Consider the following 19071-nt stretch of genomic DNA (forward strand, 5'->3'; position numbering starts at 1 on the left):
GTGAGCACGGCGTTCACGCGTGGCTTCCGCCTCGACATATTTTTTTCAGGAAGGGGCTTGTCATACTGAAGACCCCTTGATATCATTTCGTTCTTCGTTGGCCCGGTAGCTCAGTTGGTAGAGCAGCGGATTGAAAATCCGCGTGTCGATGGTTCGATTCCGTCCCAGGCCACCAGGATTCAGCCCCAGGAAATCGCAAGATTCCTGGGGCTTTTCCTTTTCTGACGGGTATTCGTGGCTTCGGCTTGCGCGTACGCTGCGCCAGGGCGCAGCTCGGCGGCATTCGGCGTCGCGTGATAAAATCGCGCCAGTTCAAGGACTTGCGCGCAGGCAAATGTGTCACCTGCGTCGCGCCTGGATGCCGCGCGGCACAGGCCGCCATCCGCCCCGAACCCTTCGCCCGACGATTAACGGTATAAGCGCCCAGCGACTCTGCCTGCAGAAGGCGCGGCCTATACTGCTTTGGGCCGGCAGCAGTGCCGGCACGCGTCGCGCCGCGTTGCTCGCATGGCGCACCTCGCGCAGCGCGACGCGGCACTCATCATTCACGGAGTTTCACGGTGATCCGCAAAGACGCTAAGCGTAGCGCTCTCGTGCTGTTTTCCGGCGGCCAGGATTCCGCCACGTGCCTTGCCTGGGCGCTCGATCGTTACGAGACGGTCGAAACGCTCGGCTTCGATTACGGTCAGCGTCATCGCGTCGAACTCGAATGCCGCGAAGGATTCCGTCGGGGTGTCGCGCGAGCGTTTCCGGCGTGGGCCGAGCGGCTCGGCGAAGACCATATGATCGATTTGTCGGTGCTCGGCTCGATCAGCGATACCGCGATGACGCGCGAGATCGAGATCGAAGCGACGGCCAACGGTTTGCCGAATACGTTCGTGCCGGGCCGCAATCTGATGTTCATGACCATCGCGGCGGCGATTGCCTACCGGCGCGGTTTGCAGGTGCTGGTTGGCGGAATGTGCGAGACGGACTTCTCGGGCTATCCCGATTGCCGCGACGACACGATGAAGGCATTGCAGGTCGCGCTGAACCTCGGCATGGACACGCGCATGCTGCTCGAAACGCCGCTGATGTGGCTCGACAAGGCCGACACGTGGCGCCTCGCGCACGAGCTGGGCGGCGACGAACTGGTCGAACTGGTACGCATCGAGACGCACACCTGCTATGTCGGCGAACGCGCCGAACTGCATGCGTGGGGCTTCGGCTGCGGCGAGTGTCCGGCATGCCGCTTGCGCAAGCGCGGCTACGAGGCGTACCTAGCCGGCGAGAAGGTCACTGAGCCGCCGCTCTGACAAACGGCGCACGACGCAACAACGCAGTCAGCAACGCAACGCAGCCCATCATCTTCAGGAACACAAGGCAGAAAGCAGCATGAGTTACGCGGTCAAGGAAATCTTCTACACGTTGCAGGGCGAGGGCGCGAATGCCGGGCGTCCCGCCGTGTTCTGCCGGTTTGCCGGCTGCAATCTGTGGTCGGGCCGCGAGGAAGATCGTGCGCAAGCCGTGTGCCGTTTCTGCGATACCGACTTCGTCGGCACCGATGGCGAGAACGGCGGCAAGTACCGCAGCGCCGAAGACCTGGTGCAGATGATCGCGTCGCATTGGCCGCAAGGCGAGGGCGAGCGTTTCGTGGTCTGCACGGGCGGCGAGCCGATGTTGCAGATCGATCAGCCGCTGGTCGACGCGCTGCATGCCGCGGGCTTTGAGATCGCGATCGAAACCAACGGTTCGTTGCCGGTGCTCGACACGATCGACTGGATCTGCGTGAGCCCGAAGGCCGACGCGCCGCTCGTCGTGACCAAAGGCAACGAACTGAAGGTCGTGATCCCGCAAGACAACCAGCGCCTGTCCGACTATGCGAAGCTCGACTTCGAGTATTTTCTCGTCCAGCCGATGGACGGCCCGTCGCGCGATATCAACACCAAGCTCGCGATCGAGTGGTGCAAACGCCATCCGCAATGGCGCCTGTCGATGCAGACCCACAAGTATCTGAACATTCCCTGATTGCCGTGCTGACGATTACACGAAAACTTGAATTCGACGCGGGTCACCGCATCCCCGATCACCGCAGCCAGTGCCGTAATCTGCACGGCCATCGGTATGTGCTCGAAATCACGCTGCAAGGCGATCTGGTCGACACCGAAGGCGCGCCCGATCGCGGCATGGTGATGGACTTCGCCGACGTGAAATCGCTTGCCAACGAGCATCTCGTCGACAGGTGGGATCACGCGTTCCTCGTCTACGAAGGCGACACGCAGGTGCGCGGCTTTCTGGAAAGCATGGCGGGCCACAAGACGGTGGTGCTCGACCGCATTCCAACCGTGGAAAACCTTGCCGCTGTCGCGTTCGATATTCTCGCGAACGTGTACGACGCGCACTACGGCGTGAATCTGCGCCTGCACAAGGTGCGTCTGTACGAGACACCGAATTGCTGGGCCGACGTGGTCCGCGACTAGACCTCGAGGCGCAGCTGCGCGCCCATGGAAAGTCCCCTTCGGGGACGGCCTGACCTCCGCGTTATTGACACGGTATGATCGCTCCGATAACCACACGGAGCGAGACATGCCGGTCACCGCATTGCGTCGCAACAGGCATCCAGGCCGAACCGGCGTGCGCCATCGTCTTTGTTCCTGCCGGGCCCACGAGCCCGGCCTGCTTTACCGCGTTTCAGGCGATCCCTGCGATCGCCGTCACGGAGCGCGGCGATGAGCACTTTCACCAATCCCCTCAAGCAACGTCTGGCGGAAGCCGATCCGCTGTTCGGCCTGTGGCTGTCGCTCGGCAGCGACGCCGCCGCCGAAGCGCTCGCGCACGCCGGTTTCGATTGGCTGCTGATCGACATGGAGCACGCGCCGAACGATAGCGGCGACGTCGCCTCGCAACTGCGCGCGATCGCCGCCGCGCATCTGCCGAGCGAGCCGGTGGTGCGCGTGCCGGCCAGCGAAGGCTGGCTCGTCAAGCGTGTGCTGGATGCCGGTGCGCGCACGCTGATGTTCCCCAACATCGAATCCGCCGACGAGGCGGCCCATGCCGTGCGTCTCACGCAATATCCGACCGCCGGGGCGCTCGACGGCCAGCGTGGTGTCGCCGGGGTGGTGCGCGCGTCGGGCTACGGCATGCGGCGCGATTACGTGCAGACGGTCAACGCGCAGATCGCGACCATCGTGCAGATCGAGTCGGCGCGCGGCTTGCGGGAGGTCGAGAAGATCGCGGCGACGCCGGGTGTCGACTGCCTGTTTGTCGGACCGGCCGATCTGGCCGCGAGCCTCGGCCATCTCGGCGATTCGAAGCATCCCGACGTGCAGGAGGCGATGGCGCGGATCGTCAGCGCTGCCGACAAAGCCGGCATCGCGGCCGGCATTTTCGCCATGGACGTCGCGAGCGCGAAGCAGCATCGCGATGCCGGTTTTCGTTTCATCGCGCTGGCCGCCGACGTCATGTGGATGTTGCGCGCGACCCGTCAGGCGTTGCAGGAGGTGAGGTCATGAAGTGCAGGGTGCAGGCAGTCGTCGTGCAGGCGGTGGTCGCGGCGGCGTTGCTGATAAGCGGCGTGGCGAGCGGGGCGGCCTATGCGCAGGACCGGGTCGCGAAGTCGGACGATCCACAGACGCAAACCGCGGTGGCCGACTACAACGCCGGCAACCTGGGTGCGGCGCTTGCCGAGTTTCGCAAGGCCGCCGAGCGCGGCAGCCGGCTCGCCGAATTCAATTACGCGATGATGCTGCTCAACGGTGAAGGCACCCCGGTCAATGTCGACGAAGGCAAAAAGTGGCTGCGCAAGGCCGCCGACGCGAACATGTCACATGCGCAATACGTGTACGGCAAGATGTACGACGATGGCGAGTTCGTCGGGCGTGACCCGGTCGAGGCGCACCGCTGGTTTCTGAAGGCCGCGCAACAGGGCCACGTGCAGGCTGAGCTCGCGTTGGCCAACCAGTTTCTCGACGGGCGCGGCACCGAGCGCGACAACAAGCAGGCGTTCGTCTGGTACAAGAAGGCGGCTCAGGGTGGTGACATGACCGCGCAATACGTGACCGGCTCGTTCTACGAGCGCGGCGGCGACGGCGTGGACAAGAATCTGAACGTCGCGCGCGCCTACTATGCGGCAGCGGCAGCGCAGGGCGATCCGGCGGCGCGTCTGAAGTATCAGCAGCTCAGCGCGCAACTGCGGGATCAGAAAGAAGTGGAGCCGCAGTAAATGAAAAAGGGGCGCTGCCGTGGACGGTGCGCCCCTTAAGCATTTTGATTCTTCGTTCAGGCCTGCTCCAGCCAGCGTCAAACTTCGACCATGGCCTCGCGCGCCGCGCTAACTCTGCATCAGCCGCTTCTGCCGCGCAACGCTCATGATGAGGCCGATCGCGACCCCCAGCGTCGTCAGTGCGGTGCCGCCGTAGCTCATGAACGGCAACGGCACGCCGACCACCGGCAAGATCCCGCTCACCATACCGATATTGACGAACGCGTAGGTGAAGAAGGCCATCGTCAACGATCCGGCCAGTAGCCGCCCGAACAGTGTCGCGCCGTTCGCCGCGATATACAGCCCGCGCGCGATCAGCAGCATGTAAAGCGTAAGCAGCACGACCCCGCCGGCCAGGCCGAACTCTTCGGCGAACACCGCGAAGATGAAGTCGGTGTGTTTCTCGGGGATGAACTCCAGATGCGCTTGCGTGCCCTTCAACCAGCCTTTGCCGAGCGGCCCGCCGGAGCCGATTGCGATCACCGCCTGAATGGTGTGGAAGCCCTTGCCGAGCGGATCGGAGGTCGGATCGAGCAGGGTACAGATGCGGTGCTTCTGGTAGTCGTGCATCAGCGGCCACTGCACCTCAGGCTGACAGATCTTGTCCTGAAACGCCGCAATCGAAGCAACCGCGATCACGCCGGCAATCAGCACCGGCACAATCAGTTTGAAACTCAGGCCCGCGAAGTAAATGACGAAGAAGCCCGCCGCGAACACCAGCACGGCCGTCCCCAGATCGGGTTGCTTGGCGATCAGACCGACCGGCACCGCGAGGATCAGAAGACCCACCAGATAGTCGTACCAGCGCATCACGCCTTCGCGGCGCTGGTAGTACCAGGCGAGCATCAGCGGTGTGGCGATCTTCAGGATCTCCGATGGCTGGATCACCACGCCGACATTGATCCAGCGCTTTGCGCCCTTGCGCGTGAGGCCGAACATCGCCACCGCGACGAGTAACGCGATCCCGAACGTATAGAGCGGGACCGCGAAGCGCATCAGCGTGGTGGGCGGCACATTGGCGAGCCCCCACATCAGCACGAACGTCAGCAGGATGTTGCGCAACTGGTCTTCCACACGGCCGGGGACATCCAGACTCGCGCTGTACAGCGTGACGATGCCGACGCACAACAGCAGAAACACGATCAGGGCGAGCGGGCGGTCGAAGCCCGCGAACATCTGCTTGATGCGCTCGAGCCAGGCGCGCTTGTCGAATTGCATGCCTTTCTCCTTACTCGTCGATGCCGCCGGTAGCCGGCTGGCGCGGCGACGTGGCCTCGGTGGCGTCATTCCGCGACGGGGCGGGGCGCGCGACGGCGGTCGGCGTCGGGTCGCTGGCGGGACGGGGTTGATGCGGAGCGCCGGATTTACGCGGCGCCGGTTTCTTCGCGGCGGCGGACACAGAGGCGGGCATGGCCGCCGACGCACCTGTCGCCGCTGCGGCGGAAGCCGCTGCCGGCGCGGACGCGGGATTCGCGGCAGCAGAAGACGCCGCTGCCGCAGAGGCTGCCGCCGCTGCCGAAGCCGCTCCGGGCATCGGCAACGCGGTGAAGCCTGCGGCGATTCTGACTGGCTGCGCGCCTTCCTGCGGTGTCGGTGCGTCGCCGACCTGCGGCGCGGACGCGTCCTGGGTCGCCGATGCCGCCGCTGCGACGGCCGCCGCCTCGGCGCCCGGCTTGTTCTTGCCGACGAGGTAGTAATCGAGCACCTTGCGCGCAATCGGACCGGCCGACTCCGCACCCCAGCCGCCGTTTTCGACGATCAGTGCGAGCGCGATCTTCGGTTGCTCGGCGGGAGCGAACGCGATGAACAGCGCATGGTCGCGCAGATGCTCGGCGATCGCGTGACCTTTGTAGTTCGCACCCTGCAGCGAATAGACCTGCGCCGTGCCCGTCTTGCCGGCTGCCTGATACTGTGCGCCAATGAACAGTTTGGACGCCGTACCGTTGGTCACGACGCCTTCCATTGCGCGCTTGATGATGTCGATGTCCGACTGCTTTACCGCGATCCTGTCGCTCGGATCGCGCACCACCGCGCGGGTGTCCTTCGTGATCGGATTTTCGATGTCGCGCACGAGGTGCGGCTTCATCACGACGCCGTTGTTCGCGAGCGTCGCGGTGGCGTGCGCGAGCTGCAGAATGGTGAACGAGTTGTAGCCCTGACCGATGCCCAGGCTGATGGTCTCGCCTTCATACCAGCGTTGCTGTTCGGGCTTACGGTACGCCTTGCGCTTCCATTCCGTCGACGGCAGGATGCCGCGCGCCTCGCCCGAGATGTCGATGCCGGTGATCTGGCCGAAACCCCACGGCTTCATGAAGTTGGCGATGTTGTTGACGCCGAGATCGTGCGCGAGCATGTAGAAATACGTGTCGTTCGACACGACGATCGCGCGGTTCATGTCGACCCAGCCCTGGCCCGAGCGCACGTCGTTGCGGAACGTGTGGCCACCGAACGTGTACGAGCCCGGATCCTGGAAACCCCAGCCTGGCGTACGTTTGTGCAGCGTCAGCGCGGCGAGCGCCATGAACGGCTTGTAGGTCGAGCCCGGCGGATAGGTGCCGTGCAGCGGCCGGTTCAGGAGCGGATGGTCGGGCGAGTTATTCAGCTCGTCCCAGGTTTGCTGGTCGATGCCGTCGACGAAGGAATTCGGGTCGAAGCTCGGCGCCGACACGAACGCGAGCACGTCGCCGGTTGCCGGTTCGATGGCGACCAGCGCGCCGCGGCGGCCGGCGAACGCCTGCTCGGCGACCTGCTGCAGGCCGATATCGAGCGACAGCACGAGGTTGTTGCCGGGCGTCGCCTGGGTGCGCGACAGCGTGCGCACCGGCCGGCCGCCGGCCGTCACTTCCACTTCCTCGAAGCCGGTCTGGCCGTGCAGTTCGGTCTCGTAGCTCTGCTCGACGCCGATCTTGCCGATGTAGTCGGTGCCCTTGTAGTTGTTTGCGTCCAGACGCGGATCGTAGTGGTCCGGATCGCTGTCGTTCTGGTCGCTGGCGTCGTCGATACGGTCCTGGTCGCGCTGCGAAATCCGGCCGATGTAGCCGATCACGTGCGCCGCGGTCTCCCCGAGCGGGTATTGGCGGAACAGGCGCGCGCGCACTTCGACGCCGGGGAAACGGAAGCGCTGCGCGGTGAAGCGCGCGACTTCATCGTCGGTCAGGCGGGTGCGAATGGGCAGGCTTTCGAAGTTCTTCGAATCTTCCTGCAGCTTCTTGAAGCGGCGGCGGTCACGGGCATCGATCGACACCACGGTCGCCAGATTGTCGATCACGTTTTCGAGCGAGTCGTTCAGCTTCGACGGCGTGATTTCGAGCGTATAGGCCGAGTAGTTTTTGGCGAGCACCACGCCGTTGCGATCCGTGATGATGCCGCGGTTCGGCACGATCGGCGCGACGGAGATGCGATTCTCATCGGCCTGCAGCGAATACTTGCTGTAGTGCCAGACCTGCAGGAACAGGAAACGGAAGCCGATCAGCCCGAAGCAGACGAACACGAACAGGCCCGCCGCCGCGACGCGCAGGCGGAACTTCGAGAGCTGTTGCTGTGTGTCCTTGAATTCGGTCATGCGATTCTGCAAAAGGCCGGACGACGGCCATCATGAGTGTGCGCCTGATCCGGCCGGAACCGGAGGGCATGAACAGCGATGTGCGTCGGGCGGGCCAGCGGATGAATTCCGTCGGAACGGAACGGCCGGCGGGCCCGATGCGGGATCAAATGGGCCGCGTATCGTCCGGATCGGCCGGGCGGCGTTGCGGCATCAACAACAGCACGCTGGCGATCGGCCACAGCGCGGCTTCGACGAAACCGTCGATCAGGTAACCCCAGCCCGGAAACGCCGCCCCAGTCAGCAAGCGGATCACGAACGGCACCAGCTGCGCGACGACCAGCAGCGGCATCACCGCGAAGGTCTGCACGCCGAGCGACATCCACAGCACGCGGCGGTGGATCGTGATCGCCCCGTACGACAACAGCGTGTACGCCAGCGCGTGCTCGCCGAGCAGGCTGGCGTTGTGCACGTCCATCAGCAAACCGAGGAAAAATGCGATGCCCATGCCGACTTTGCGCGGCTGGTGCACGTTCCAGAACAGCAGCACGAGCGCGACGAAGTCAGGCACGCCGATGAGGCGCCCCCATGGCATCAGGTTCAGCAGGAATGCCGCAGCGAGACTGAAGGCGATGAAGTACGGATTGACCGGCTGCAGGATGTATTGCGGACGATTCATGGCTTGGCTCCCGACGCAGCTTGTGGCTTCGCGCTCTTCTCGCGGACCGGTTTCTTCTCTGCGGCGGCGGACTTCTTCTCTGCGGCGGCCGGTTTGGCGGGCGTTTTTTCGACGGGCTTCGCGGTGGATTTCTCAGTCACGGGCTTCTCGGCCGCTTTTTCCCCCGGCTTGGCGGCGGATTTATCCGCTGCGCCCTTGCCGTCGGCCGATTTGCCGGCCTTCTTCTTCGCTTCCTTCGCGGTGGTGGCCGCGTCGGGCTCTTCCGGCGGACGCGGCGGCACGTCGTTGACGTAGTGCAGCACGAGCAGTTGACGCGCGCCGCGCACCGGCGCGACCGGCAGGCAGACCACGCGCGCGAACGCCGTGTCGGCCTGTTTGTCGACCCGCACGACCTTCGCGACCGGCAGTCCCGGCGGATACACGCCGTCGAGCCCGCTGGTGACGAGTTCGTCGCCGGTTTGAACGTCGGCGCTGATCGGCACGAAGCGCAGGTCGAGCGTATCGCCCTTCGGCGTACCGTAGATCACGCTGCGCAAGCCGGTGCGCACGATCTGCACGGGCACCGCCTGATCCTTGTCGGTGAGCAGCGTGACTTCGGCCTGCAGCGGGAACACGCGCGTCACCTGGCCGATCACGCCATCTTCGTTGACGACCGGCGAACCGTTCTGGATGCCCTGTTGCGCGCCGCGCCCGATGACCACCTTCTGCGTGAACGGATCGCGCGTGTCGTACTGGATTTCAGCAGGCAGCGATTGCGTGGTCGAGCGCTGCGACAGTTGCAGCAGCGCGCGCAAATGGGCGTTTTCGGCGGCGAGTCCGGCGGCGGTATTGGCTTGCTGCGAAAGCTGCAGGTCTTTCGTGCGCAGCTTGTCGTTCTCGCTGCGCAGTGTGGCGCTGGTCACGGCCAGATCGGCAGCGCCCATGAAGATGTCGCGCGGCACCAGAGCCGCGCGTTGCAACGGATAAAGACCCGCGCCGAGCACGCCCCGAACGATTTCGAGCGTCTGGAAGCGTGCATCGGAGATCAACAGGGCCAGCGCCAGCACGACAAAAAATAGCAGTCGTGCCAGTGCGGAAGGACCTTGCTTGAACAGGGGCGGCGGACTGTATTCCATGGTCGGCGCCGGGGGCGTGAACAGTTGAATGAGACGGCGGCGCGCGACGGACGCGTGCTCAGCGCGCGGCGGCTGGTTGGCCCAGCCGGTGACAAACACAAACCGGCCCGCAAGGGGCCGTGTGCCAGATCCGCGCTACTGACATGGAGAGGGGCTCGCTTACTCGTACGAGAAGATGCTGCCGAGCTTGTCCATGCGTTCGAGCGCCATGCCCGAGCCGCGTACGACGCAGGTCAGCGGGTCTTCGGCGACGAGCACCGGCAGGCCGGTTTCTTCGGCGAGCAGGCGGTCCAGATCGCGCAGCAATGCGCCACCGCCCGTGAGCATCATGCCGCGTTCGGCGATGTCGGCACCGAGTTCGGGCGGCGTTTGTTCCAGCGCGATCTTCACCGACGACACGATCTGGTTCAGCGGATCGGTGAGGGCTTCGAGAATTTCGTTGCTGGAAATCGTGAAGCTGCGCGGAATGCCTTCCGACAGATTGCGGCCCTTCACTTCCATTTCCTTGACTTCGGAACCCGGGAACGCGGAGCCGATTTCCTTCTTGATCGCTTCGGCGGTTTGTTCGCCGATCAGCATGCCGTAGTTGCGGCGGATGTAGTTGACGATCGCTTCGTCGAACTTGTCGCCGCCCACGCGCACCGAGCCCTTGTACACGATGCCGCCGAGCGAGATCACGCCGACTTCAGTCGTGCCGCCGCCGATGTCGACGACCATCGAGCCGGTTGCTTCCGACACCGGCAGGCCGGCGCCGATTGCCGCGGCCATCGGCTCTTCGATGAGATAAACCTGCGACGCGCCCGCGCCGTGTGCCGCTTCCTTGATTGCGCGGCGCTCGACCTGGGTCGAACCGCACGGCACGCAGATGATGATGCGCGGCGACGGCGAGAACATGCGCGATTCGTGAGCTGTCTTGATGAACTGCTTGATCATCTGCTCGGTGACGGTGAAGTCGGCGATCACGCCGTCTTTCATCGGGCGGATCGCCTCGATGTTGCCCGGCACCTTGCCGAGCATCTGCTTGGCTTCCTTACCGACTGCCTGGATGGTCTTCTTGCCGTTGGGACCGCCTTCCTGGCGGATCGAAACCACCGACGGTTCGTCCAGCACGATGCCTTTGCCACGCATGTAGATGAGCGTGTTGGCAGTGCCGAGGTCAATCGCCAGATCGTTGGAGAAGTAGCTGCGAAGAAAACCGAACATTCAAAATCCTGTCTCGCTGGGGGCCGGGCCTCGCAACGTTTGCGTAGGGCGGCAGCGGAAAAATAACAGCTTCAACCGGGCGGACACTACGCCACTTGAGCTTGAAACTGCGAGGGAGTCTACCGGAGGCCGTTGCGAAGCCAAATCAGAAAATCCGAACGATCTTTGGGAATTGTTCGGAAAGGACTTGGTAAGTCGGTCCGGGTTTGGGTCGAACGCGTAATGATACCTTATAATTTTGGATGTTTTGAAGGAAACGGAGGGCACTTTTTGCCCCCGCCGACCCCCTTTTTCGGGGTTGTCCTATTGCCTCGTAACTTGCTGTCGCAGCGTCGTTTTTTTCGTGCTGCGACGGTCCACCACAATTTCCGGTGACTGCATGGCTCTGACCCTGACCGATGTTAAACGGATCGCGCATCTCGCGCGGCTCGAACTGGCCGACGCCGACGCTGAGCACACGCGTGCTCAGCTCAATGATTTTTTCGGCCTTGTCGAGCAGATGCAGGCGGTCGATACCACCGGCATCGCCCCGCTTGCCCACCCGATCGAGCAGATCGAAGACGTCGCGCTGCGCCTGCGTAACGACGCCGTGACCGAAACGGTCGAACGCGAAGCCTTCCAGCGCCCGGCGCCGGCCGTTCAGGACGGCTTGTATCTCGTGCCGAAGGTGATCGAGTAAGACCCGCGCTGCAGGGCCGGCGTGGCTTGCCAGCCTGCGGCGTGCCGCCCCGCACGAGCGGCGCGCGCGCCCACCGCGGGCTTCCTCGCCCCGGTTTGCCGGCGGGTAGCCCGACGCCTCCCCGGCAGCGTGACCGCGCTGCCGCGCTTTCCAGGATAAAACGCAATGCATGAAAAAAGTCTGACCGAACTGCGCGCCGCATTGGCGGCCAAGGAATGCTCCGCAGTCGAACTGGCGCAGCTGTACCTGAAGCGGATCGACGCGGCCAATGGCCTGAACGCGTTCATCCAGGTCGATCACGAATTGACGCTCGCGCAGGCGAAAGCCGCCGACGCGCTGCTCCACACCGGCCATGCCGGTCCGCTGGTCGGCCTGCCGATCGCGCACAAGGATGTGTTCGTCACCAAGGGGTGGCGCTCCACCGCCGGCTCGAAGATGCTGGCGAACTACGAAAGCCCGTTCGATGCCACCGTGGTTGCGCGTCTGCAGAACGCCGGCATGGTGTGCGTGGGCAAGACCAACATGGACGAGTTCGCGATGGGCTCGTCCAACGAGAATTCGTACTTCGGCCCCGTGCAGAATCCATGGGATCGTCAATCGGTGCCCGGCGGTTCGTCGGGCGGCTCGGCGGCGGCGGTGGCCGCGCGTCTCGCGCCCGCCGCGACCGGCACCGACACCGGCGGCTCGATCCGTCAGCCGGCGTCGTTCTCCGGCATCACCGGCATCAAGCCGACATATGGCCGCGTGTCGCGCTACGGCATGATCGCGTTCGCGTCGTCGCTGGATCAGGGCGGCCCGATGGCGAAGAGCGCCGCGGACTGTGCGACGCTGCTCAACGCGATGGCCGGCTTCGACGAGCGGGATTCCACGAGCCTCGTGCGCGACGACGAAGACTACACGCGCTATCTCGGCAAGCCGTGGCAGGACAGCGGCGCGGACAAGCCGCTCGCCGGCCTGCGCATCGGTCTGCCGAACGAGTACTTCGGCGCCGGTCTCGCCGACGACGTGCGCGCCTCGATCGACGCCGCCCTGAAGCAGTATGAAGCGCTCGGCGCCACGCTGGTCGACGTCTCGCTGCCGAAAACCGAACTGTCGATTCCGGTGTACTACGTGATCGCGCCGGCCGAGGCCTCGTCGAACCTGTCGCGCTTCGACGGCGTGCGCTTCGGCCATCGCGCCGCTGAATATCGCGATCTGCTCGACATGTACAAGAAGTCGCGCGCCGAAGGTTTCGGTCCGGAAGTGAAGCGCCGCATCATGGTCGGAGCATACGTGCTGTCGCATGGCTATTACGACGCGTACTACCTGCAGGCGCAGAAAATCCGCCGCATCATCGCGCAGGACTTCCAGGAAGCGTTCAAGCAGTGCGACGTGATCATGGGACCCGTTGCGCCGTCGGTAGCGTGGGATCTCGGCGCGAAGGGCGACGATCCCGTGCAGATGTATCTGGCCGACATCTACACGCTGTCGGTGAGCCTCGCCGGTTTGCCGGGCATGAGCGTGCCGTGCGGTTTCGGCGCGGGCGCGAATGCGCAGCGTCCGGTGGGTCTGCAGATCATCGGCAACTATTTCAATGAAGCCCGGATGCTGCAGGTGGCCGACGCGTTCCAGCGCGCCACCGACTGGCACCGCAAAGCACCGGCAGGAGTGTGAGCACCATGACCAAACAATGGGAAGTCGTGATCGGTCTGGAGACCCACGCGCAACTGTCGACTCAATCGAAAATTTTCTCGGGCGCGGCCACGCAGTTCGGCGCGGCGCCGAACACGCAGGCTTGCCCCGTCGACCTGGCCTTGCCGGGCACGCTGCCGGTGATGAACCGCGGCGCGGTCGAACGCGCCATCCAGTTCGGTCTCGCGATCGGCGCGACGGTGGCCCCGCGCAGCATCTTCGCGCGCAAGAATTATTTCTACCCTGATCTGCCGAAGGGCTATCAGATCAGTCAGTACGAAATCCCCGTGGTGCAGGGCGGCCAGGTGACGATTCAGGTGCCTGCCAATGAGAAGGCGGGCAAGCAAGCGTACGAGAAGGTCGTCAACCTCACGCGCGCCCATCTGGAAGAAGACGCCGGCAAGTCGCTGCACGAAGACTTCGCGGGCATGACCGGCATCGATCTGAATCGCGCGGGCACGCCGCTGCTGGAAATTGTCACCGAGCCGGAAATGCGCAGCGCGGCCGAAGCGGTTGCGTATGCGAAGACGCTGCACACACTCGTCACGTGGCTCGGCATCTGCGACGGCAACATGCAGGAAGGCTCGTTCCGCTGTGACGCGAACGTGTCGGTGCGCCCGGTCGGTCAGGCGGAATTCGGCACGCGCGCCGAGATCAAGAACCTGAACTCGTTCCGCTTCCTCGAAGAAGCGATCCAGTACGAAGTGCGCCGTCAGATCGAGTTGATCGAAGACGGCGGCACGGTGGTGCAGGAAACGCGTCTGTACGATCCGGACAAGCGTGAAACGCGCTCGATGCGCAGCAAGGAAGACGCGCACGATTACCGCTATTTCCCCGACCCCGATCTCATGCCGCTCGTGATCGACGCGGCGTGGGTCGAGCGCGTGAAGGGCGAGATGCCGGAGCTGCCGGAAGCGATCCAGCAGCGCTTCGTGTCGCAATATGGCCTCACGCCCTACGACGCCAACGTGCTGACGTCGAGCAAGGCGATGGCCGCGTACTACGAAGCGGTGGTCGTCAAGGTCGGCCCGGCCAACGCGAAGGTCGCGGCGAACTGGCTGATGGGTGAAGTGTCGTCGCAACTGAATCGCGAAGGGCTGGAAATCGACGCGTCGCCGGTGTCGTCCGCGCAACTTGCGCTGCTGCTGCAACGCATTGCCGACGGCACGATCTCGAACAAGATCGCGAAGGAAATTTTCCTCGCGATCTGGGAAGAGAAGGCCACCGACGAAGCCGCGGCCGATCGCATCATCGAAGCGAAGGGCCTCAAGCAGATTTCGGATACCGGCGCGCTGGAAACGATCATCGACGAAGTGCTCGCCGCGAACCAGAAGTCGGTCGAGGAATTCCGCGCCGGCAAGGAAAAGGCGTTCAACGCGCTGATCGGTCAGGCGATGAAGGCGACCAAGGGCAAGGCCAATCCGGCGCAGGTGAACGAACTGCTGAAGAAAAAGCTGTCCTGAGTTGAACAAGCGCCATCTGGGCGTTTTCGCCCGGACCATCACGGGCTGTTGCCGGAAACGAAAGTGGGGCAACGGCCCGTTTCATTTTGCAGGCTCGTTTTTTCGAACCGCTGAACGCAGATCATGGAGTGTGTGGATGGCGAAGCAACCCGAACTCGACGATTTCCGCGTGCCGTATTTCGACGACGGCAAGAAAAAAATCAAATTCTCGCTGGACGATTTCGATACGGCTGCGAAGCCATTTTCAACCGGCTCGAAAGATGCGGACCGCGAGCGGCTCGCCGAGATCGGTGCGCTACTCCAGACCCAGCAGGAGTGCCTGCACGCGCAGCAGAAGCGTCGTGTGTTGCTGGTGCTGCAAGGCATGGACACGAGCGGCAAGGACGGCACGATCCGCGCGGTATTTCACGACGTCGATCCGCTCGGTTTGCGCATCGTGCCGTTCAGGGCGCCGACGCCGGTGGAACTGGCGCACGATTTTCTGTGGCGCGTGCATGCGCATGCACCCGCCGCCGGCGAGCTGACGATCTTCAACCGCAGTCACTACGAAGACCTGCTAGTGCCCACCGTACGCGGCGAACTGGATGAGCAGGCGTTCGAGCAACGCTGCTGCCACATTCGCCAGTTCGAGGAGATGCTTGCGTATAGCGGCACGACTATCGTCAAGTGCATGCTGCACATTTCGAAAGACGAACAGCGTCAGCGTCTGCAGGCGCGTATCGACGACCCGAGCAAGCACTGGAAATTCGACGTGGCCGATCTCGACGCGCGCAAGCAGTGGGACGCGTATCAGTCGGCGTATCGCGACGCGCTGGCGGCGACGTCGACCGACTACGCGCCGTGGTACGTCATTCCCGCCGACTCGAAGACGCATCGCAATGTGATGGTCGCCGAATTGCTGTTGCGCACGCTGGATGCGCTGAAGCTCGAATACCCGCCTCCCAAAGAATCGCTGAAGGGCGTCAAGGTCGAGTGAGACCGGCTGCGCCCCCTGGCTCCAGAAACGAATCGAACATAAAGGAACGACATGTTGCGTGTGATTACCGCCAACCTGAACGGCATCCGCTCTGCGGCGAAGAAAGGCTTTTTCGACTGGTTCGGCGAGCAGAACGCCGACGTCTTGTGCGTGCAGGAAATCAAATGCTCGCAAGACGACATGACGCCGGAATTCATGGCGCCGCACGATTTCACCGGCTATTTCCAGCACGCGGTGAAGAAGGGCTATAGCGGCGCGGGCGTGTACACGCGTCACGAACCGGACGAAGTGGTGATCGGCTTCGGCAGCGAAGAATTCGATCCGGAAGGGCGCTATGTCGAGCTGCGCTTCGGCAAGCTGTCGGTGATTTCGGTGTATGTGCCGTCGGGCTCGAGCGGCGACGAGCGCCAGCAGGCCAAGTACCGCTTCATGGACGAGTTCATGCCGCATCTCGCCGAACTCGCGAAAGAGCGCGAAGTGATCGTGTGCGGCGACGTGAACATCGTCCACAAGGAAATCGACATCAAGAACTGGAAGAGCAACCAGAAGAACTCGGGTTGCCTGCCGGAAGAGCGCGCGTGGCTGACCAAACTGTTCGACGAAGTGGGTTACGTCGACGTGTTCCGCACGCTCGACCAGCGGCCGGAACAGTACACGTGGTGGAGCAATCGCGGTCAGGCGTACGCGAAGAACGTCGGGTGGCGGATCGACTATCAGATCGCGACGCCGGGCATCGCCGGCAAGGCGAAGCGCACCGACGTGTTCCGCGATATCAAGTTCAGCGACCATGCGCCGCTGACGGTCGATTACGATCACAAGGTCAAGAAGTAAGCACCTTCCGTCCCGCGTCGCTCAATATCCGTCTGTCAATCGCGGATCGGCTTGCTGCGCGGACGGCCCATGCCCGCGTAATCCGGTAGCGCGTCAACGCTCTTGCCGATCGCCTTCGCATAGAGCGGCAGCATGTCCGGCAAGCGCTTGATGATGTCCTGACGACGCGCCGGCGTGTACGGATGCACGTAGATGAAGCCGCGCTCGCGATCGCCGCGCGTTGCTCGCGCGAGCTTGTCCCACAGCGTGACCGCCGCGCGCGGATCGAAACCGGCGCGTGAGGCGATGTCGCTGCCAATCACGTCCGCTTCGGTTTCGTCGGTGCTCTCGTACTTCATTTCCAGCAGGCGCGAGCCGATGCCGAGCGGCGCAGCGCCGAGGTCGGCCAGCCCGAATAGCTGCGGGATCGTGCCGGTCGAATCGAGTTGGCTCGCCTGGAGCTGGCCGAGCCGTTCGCGTGCATGCTCGCGCAGCGCGTGCGCGATCTCGTGGCCGATCAGCATGCCGAGCTCGTTGTCGTTCAGACGCCCGCGGTCGAGCAGCCCGCCGTAGACGACGATCTTGCCGCCCGGCAGACAGTACATGCGGATATCGGGCGAGCGCACCACCTCCACATCCCACTTCCAGTTTTTGGCCCGCTCGTTCCATTTCAGCGAGTACGGAATCATCCTGTCGACGATCGACCGTACGCGCGTGACGTGCGCATCAGCCTCGCCGTACAGGCGGTTGGCGTGCTCGGCGCCGTACGCAATCTGGCTGAACTCTTCGGCGGCTTGCGCCTCGAGCATCGGCGACGGAATCAAATTGCGGAACACCATGTAGCCACCGAAACGCAACTGGGTGTTCGGGGTGTACGAGAGCGGCGACGCGGGCGGCGCGGAAGTCGCCGCAGGCGTTTTCGCGGTGACGGGCGGTTGAGCCGGCGGTGTCGCGGAGGTCGGTGCGGTGGTGGCGGGCGTGCTGCCGGTGTTCGGGCTGCTCGTCGCGTTGTTCGCGCCCGGTGCTGCCGGGGTCGGGTTCTCGGCCCCGGCCGTAACCGCCGCGGACTTCGCCGTAGGTGCGGTTGCCGGACCCGTCGCGGTGAGCGGTGCGGCGGCTGTGGCCGCGCTGGCGCTGGCCGCCGGTGCGCTTGCCGCGTATGCGCCCGACGGCATGGCCAACGGGAGGCCGCTTGCCGAGCCGAGGGCGCAGGCCGCATACAGCACTGCGCGCCCCGCTTTGAGCGACGGAACCCAGGTCGCGCGCAAACGCCGCGCACGCATTGAGCGTTGCGTCGTCACGAGCGGGTTCTCCACGGCGCGATGCGCAACAGCAGCAGCATGCCGGGCAACGCCAGCACCGTGCACGCGATGAAGTAGTCGAACCAGCCGATCTGCGCGACCACATAACCGCTCGCCGCCGATGCCAGCGTGCGTGGCACCGACGCGAGGCTGGTGAATAGCGCGAACTGCGTGGCCGTGTAGCGCGGGTCGGTGGTGCTGGCGATATACGCGGTGAAGGCCGCCATCGTCAGACCGGTGGTGAAGGTCTCGAAGCCATAGACCAGTGCGAGCGCGACCGAGCGCGGCTCGAACTGCACGGCCCAATCGATCCCGACCAGTGCGAGCAGCTTCGTCGTCCCCTGGCTGAGCCAGACGGCGATGTCGTAAATCTCGGCAAGACCCGGCGATGCCGGACCGAGATGCGCGAGCCACGCGAAGCCGAGCGTCGACACCATTTGCAGGATGCCGAAGATCCACAAGCCGCGGCCAATGCCGATCTTCATCAGCCAGATCCCGCCGACGATGCCGCCCGCGAGACTCGCGCCGAACGCGGTCGTCTTCGCGATCACACCGATCTGCGTGCGCGAAAAGCCGATGTCGAGGAAGAACGATGTGGACAGCGTGGTCGCCATCGTGTCGCCGAGCTTGTAGAGAAAGATGAAGCCGAGCACGAACAGCGCGCCGCGCCAGCCGTCGCGCTGAATGAATTCCCGGAATGGCTGCACGATCGCTTCGCGCAGGTTCTTCGGCGGCTTGCCGTGCACTTGGGGCTCGCTGACTACCAGCGTCATCACCATGCCCGGCAGCATGAATGCCGCCGTGACGATGAACACGGTGGTCCACGGCAAATGGTCGGACAGAATCAGCGCGAGCGAGCCAGGCACCAGCGCCGCGATCTTGTAGGCGTTCACATGGACGGCATTGCCGAGGCCCTGCTGCGTGTCGCTCAGCAGTTCGCGCCGGTACGCGTCGATCACGATGTCCTGGCTCGCGCCGAAAAACGCGACCAACGCCGTCAAAGCCGCCACCGTCCAGATCGAATCGCGCGGCGACACGAACCCTAGCGCCGCGATGGCGCCGGCCACGAGGATCTGCGTGACGAGCATCCAGCCGCGCCGCCGGCCCGGACGCCAGCCCGGAAAGCGCGGCATGTAGCGGTCCATCAGCGGCGCCCAGATGAATTTCCAGGTGTACGGGAACTGGATCAGCGCAAAGAGGCCGATTTCCTTCAGGTTGACGCCTTCGGAGCGAAGCCATGCCTGCACCAGATAGACGAGCGTGAATAGCGGCAGGCCCGACGTAAAGCCGAGAAAGACGCAGATCAGCATGCGCGTATTCAGGAACGCGCGCCAGCCGGGATGTTCTTCGTGAGCGTTAAGTGCAGGCGCCTCGTGCGGCGGGTTCGACATGT

The 19071-nt window shown here is 64.1% G+C and carries 17 protein-coding genes and 1 tRNA gene; 11 read left to right on the top strand and 7 right to left on the bottom strand.

The window, feature by feature from the left end; translation table 11 throughout:
- The first annotated feature begins 99 nt into the window (after positions 1-99).
- From HV770_RS14055 to HV770_RS14080, 6 genes are all read left to right on the top strand, one after another.
- Positions 100-175, top strand: a tRNA-Phe gene (locus HV770_RS14055).
- Between the two features lie 385 nt (positions 176-560).
- The gene (gene queC, locus HV770_RS14060; RefSeq protein ID WP_175160452.1) at positions 561-1295 is read left to right on the top strand and encodes a 7-cyano-7-deazaguanine synthase QueC; all 735 of its coding nucleotides are present in this window, start codon (positions 561-563) and stop codon (positions 1293-1295) included.
- Positions 1296-1374: 79 nt separating this feature from the next.
- Positions 1375-2007: a 7-carboxy-7-deazaguanine synthase gene (queE, locus tag HV770_RS14065; protein ID WP_175160454.1), complete on the top strand. Its 633-nt coding sequence runs from the start codon at positions 1375-1377 to the stop codon at positions 2005-2007.
- An 8-nt stretch (positions 2008-2015) separates the two neighbouring features.
- Positions 2016-2459 carry a 6-carboxytetrahydropterin synthase QueD gene (gene queD / locus HV770_RS14070; RefSeq protein WP_121319172.1) on the top strand — a complete coding sequence of 148 codons (444 nt, stop codon included), beginning with the start codon at positions 2016-2018 and terminating at the stop codon, positions 2457-2459.
- A 249-nt stretch (positions 2460-2708) separates the two neighbouring features.
- A complete protein-coding gene (locus HV770_RS14075; protein WP_175160456.1) occupies positions 2709-3491 on the top strand; it encodes an HpcH/HpaI aldolase family protein in 783 nt (260 codons plus the stop codon).
- Positions 3488-4201 (top strand): tetratricopeptide repeat protein, encoded by a 714-nt coding sequence (locus tag HV770_RS14080; RefSeq protein ID WP_175160457.1) that lies wholly within the window; start codon positions 3488-3490, stop codon positions 4199-4201. Before HV770_RS14075 ends, HV770_RS14080 begins: the two co-directional genes overlap by 4 nt.
- Before the next feature lie 108 nt (positions 4202-4309).
- Here HV770_RS14080 and rodA read toward each other — a convergent pair whose 3' ends face one another.
- From rodA to HV770_RS14105, 5 genes are all read right to left on the bottom strand, one after another.
- A complete protein-coding gene (rodA, locus tag HV770_RS14085; RefSeq protein ID WP_175160459.1) occupies positions 4310-5458 on the bottom strand; it encodes a rod shape-determining protein RodA in 1149 nt (382 codons plus the stop codon).
- Between the two features lie 10 nt (positions 5459-5468).
- Positions 5469-7802, bottom strand: a complete 2334-nt coding sequence (mrdA, locus tag HV770_RS14090; protein WP_175160461.1) for a penicillin-binding protein 2 — start codon at positions 7800-7802, stop codon at positions 5469-5471.
- A 145-nt stretch (positions 7803-7947) separates the two neighbouring features.
- Positions 7948-8460, bottom strand: a complete 513-nt coding sequence (gene mreD / locus HV770_RS14095; protein ID WP_175160463.1) for a rod shape-determining protein MreD — start codon at positions 8458-8460, stop codon at positions 7948-7950.
- Complete coding sequence (gene mreC, locus HV770_RS14100; RefSeq protein ID WP_175160465.1) at positions 8457-9575, bottom strand: rod shape-determining protein MreC; 1119 nt, start codon at positions 9573-9575, stop codon at positions 8457-8459. Before mreC ends, mreD begins: the two co-directional genes overlap by 4 nt.
- 159 nt (positions 9576-9734) lie before the next feature.
- Positions 9735-10778 carry a rod shape-determining protein gene (locus HV770_RS14105; RefSeq protein ID WP_004189550.1) on the bottom strand — a complete coding sequence of 348 codons (1044 nt, stop codon included), beginning with the start codon at positions 10776-10778 and terminating at the stop codon, positions 9735-9737.
- Positions 10779-11157: 379 nt separating this feature from the next.
- Between HV770_RS14105 and gatC the strand changes: the two genes are divergently transcribed.
- The 5 genes from gatC (at position 11158) to HV770_RS14130 (ending at position 16398) form a co-directional block, all read left to right on the top strand.
- Positions 11158-11457 (top strand): Asp-tRNA(Asn)/Glu-tRNA(Gln) amidotransferase subunit GatC, encoded by a 300-nt coding sequence (gene gatC, locus HV770_RS14110; RefSeq protein WP_074762686.1) that lies wholly within the window; start codon positions 11158-11160, stop codon positions 11455-11457.
- Positions 11458-11622: 165 nt separating this feature from the next.
- Positions 11623-13110, top strand: a complete 1488-nt coding sequence (gene gatA, locus HV770_RS14115) for an Asp-tRNA(Asn)/Glu-tRNA(Gln) amidotransferase subunit GatA (RefSeq protein ID WP_175160467.1) — start codon at positions 11623-11625, stop codon at positions 13108-13110.
- Positions 13111-13115: 5 nt separating this feature from the next.
- Entirely contained in the window at positions 13116-14591 is a 1476-nt protein-coding gene (gene gatB / locus HV770_RS14120) for an Asp-tRNA(Asn)/Glu-tRNA(Gln) amidotransferase subunit GatB (RefSeq protein ID WP_175160469.1), read from the top strand.
- A gap of 136 nt (positions 14592-14727) precedes the next feature.
- On the top strand, positions 14728-15567 hold the full coding sequence (locus HV770_RS14125; protein ID WP_175160471.1) for a PPK2 family polyphosphate kinase: 840 nt from the start codon (positions 14728-14730) through the stop codon (positions 15565-15567).
- Between the two features lie 51 nt (positions 15568-15618).
- Complete coding sequence (locus HV770_RS14130) at positions 15619-16398, top strand: exodeoxyribonuclease III (protein WP_175160473.1); 780 nt, start codon at positions 15619-15621, stop codon at positions 16396-16398.
- Between the two features lie 35 nt (positions 16399-16433).
- Here HV770_RS14130 and HV770_RS14135 read toward each other — a convergent pair whose 3' ends face one another.
- Both HV770_RS14135 and HV770_RS14140 read right to left on the bottom strand, forming a co-directional pair.
- Complete coding sequence (locus HV770_RS14135; RefSeq protein WP_246290919.1) at positions 16434-17660, bottom strand: M48 family metallopeptidase; 1227 nt, start codon at positions 17658-17660, stop codon at positions 16434-16436.
- 14 nt (positions 17661-17674) lie between these two features.
- Positions 17675-19069: an AmpG family muropeptide MFS transporter gene (locus HV770_RS14140; RefSeq protein ID WP_175160475.1), complete on the bottom strand. Its 1395-nt coding sequence runs from the start codon at positions 19067-19069 to the stop codon at positions 17675-17677.
- Positions 19070-19071 lie beyond the last annotated feature (2 nt).

The organism is Paraburkholderia fynbosensis (genome assembly GCF_902859935.1).
Lineage (GTDB): Bacteria > Pseudomonadota > Gammaproteobacteria > Burkholderiales > Burkholderiaceae > Paraburkholderia > Paraburkholderia fynbosensis.

Excerpts from the sequence above, each read along its gene's own strand:
- queE (WP_175160454.1), top strand. The coding sequence starts at position 1,375 with ATGAGTTACGCGGTCAAGGAAATCTTCTACACGTTGCAGGGCGAGGGC.
- HV770_RS14075 (WP_175160456.1), top strand. The coding sequence starts at position 2,709 with ATGAGCACTTTCACCAATCCCCTCAAGCAACGTCTGGCGGAAGCCGAT.
- HV770_RS14080 (WP_175160457.1), top strand. The coding sequence starts at position 3,488 with ATGAAGTGCAGGGTGCAGGCAGTCGTCGTGCAGGCGGTGGTCGCGGCG.
- rodA (WP_175160459.1), bottom strand. The coding sequence starts at position 5,458 with ATGCAATTCGACAAGCGCGCCTGGCTCGAGCGCATCAAGCAGATGTTC.
- mrdA (WP_175160461.1), bottom strand. The coding sequence starts at position 7,802 with ATGACCGAATTCAAGGACACACAGCAACAGCTCTCGAAGTTCCGCCTG.
- mreD (WP_175160463.1), bottom strand. The coding sequence starts at position 8,460 with ATGAATCGTCCGCAATACATCCTGCAGCCGGTCAATCCGTACTTCATC.
- mreC (WP_175160465.1), bottom strand. The coding sequence starts at position 9,575 with ATGGAATACAGTCCGCCGCCCCTGTTCAAGCAAGGTCCTTCCGCACTG.
- HV770_RS14105 (WP_004189550.1), bottom strand. The coding sequence starts at position 10,778 with ATGTTCGGTTTTCTTCGCAGCTACTTCTCCAACGATCTGGCGATTGAC.
- gatC (WP_074762686.1), top strand. The coding sequence starts at position 11,158 with ATGGCTCTGACCCTGACCGATGTTAAACGGATCGCGCATCTCGCGCGG.
- gatA (WP_175160467.1), top strand. The coding sequence starts at position 11,623 with ATGCATGAAAAAAGTCTGACCGAACTGCGCGCCGCATTGGCGGCCAAG.
- gatB (WP_175160469.1), top strand. The coding sequence starts at position 13,116 with ATGACCAAACAATGGGAAGTCGTGATCGGTCTGGAGACCCACGCGCAA.
- HV770_RS14125 (WP_175160471.1), top strand. The coding sequence starts at position 14,728 with ATGGCGAAGCAACCCGAACTCGACGATTTCCGCGTGCCGTATTTCGAC.
- HV770_RS14130 (WP_175160473.1), top strand. The coding sequence starts at position 15,619 with ATGTTGCGTGTGATTACCGCCAACCTGAACGGCATCCGCTCTGCGGCG.
- HV770_RS14135 (WP_246290919.1), bottom strand. The coding sequence starts at position 17,660 with ATGCGTGCGCGGCGTTTGCGCGCGACCTGGGTTCCGTCGCTCAAAGCG.
- HV770_RS14140 (WP_175160475.1), bottom strand. The coding sequence starts at position 19,069 with ATGTCGAACCCGCCGCACGAGGCGCCTGCACTTAACGCTCACGAAGAA.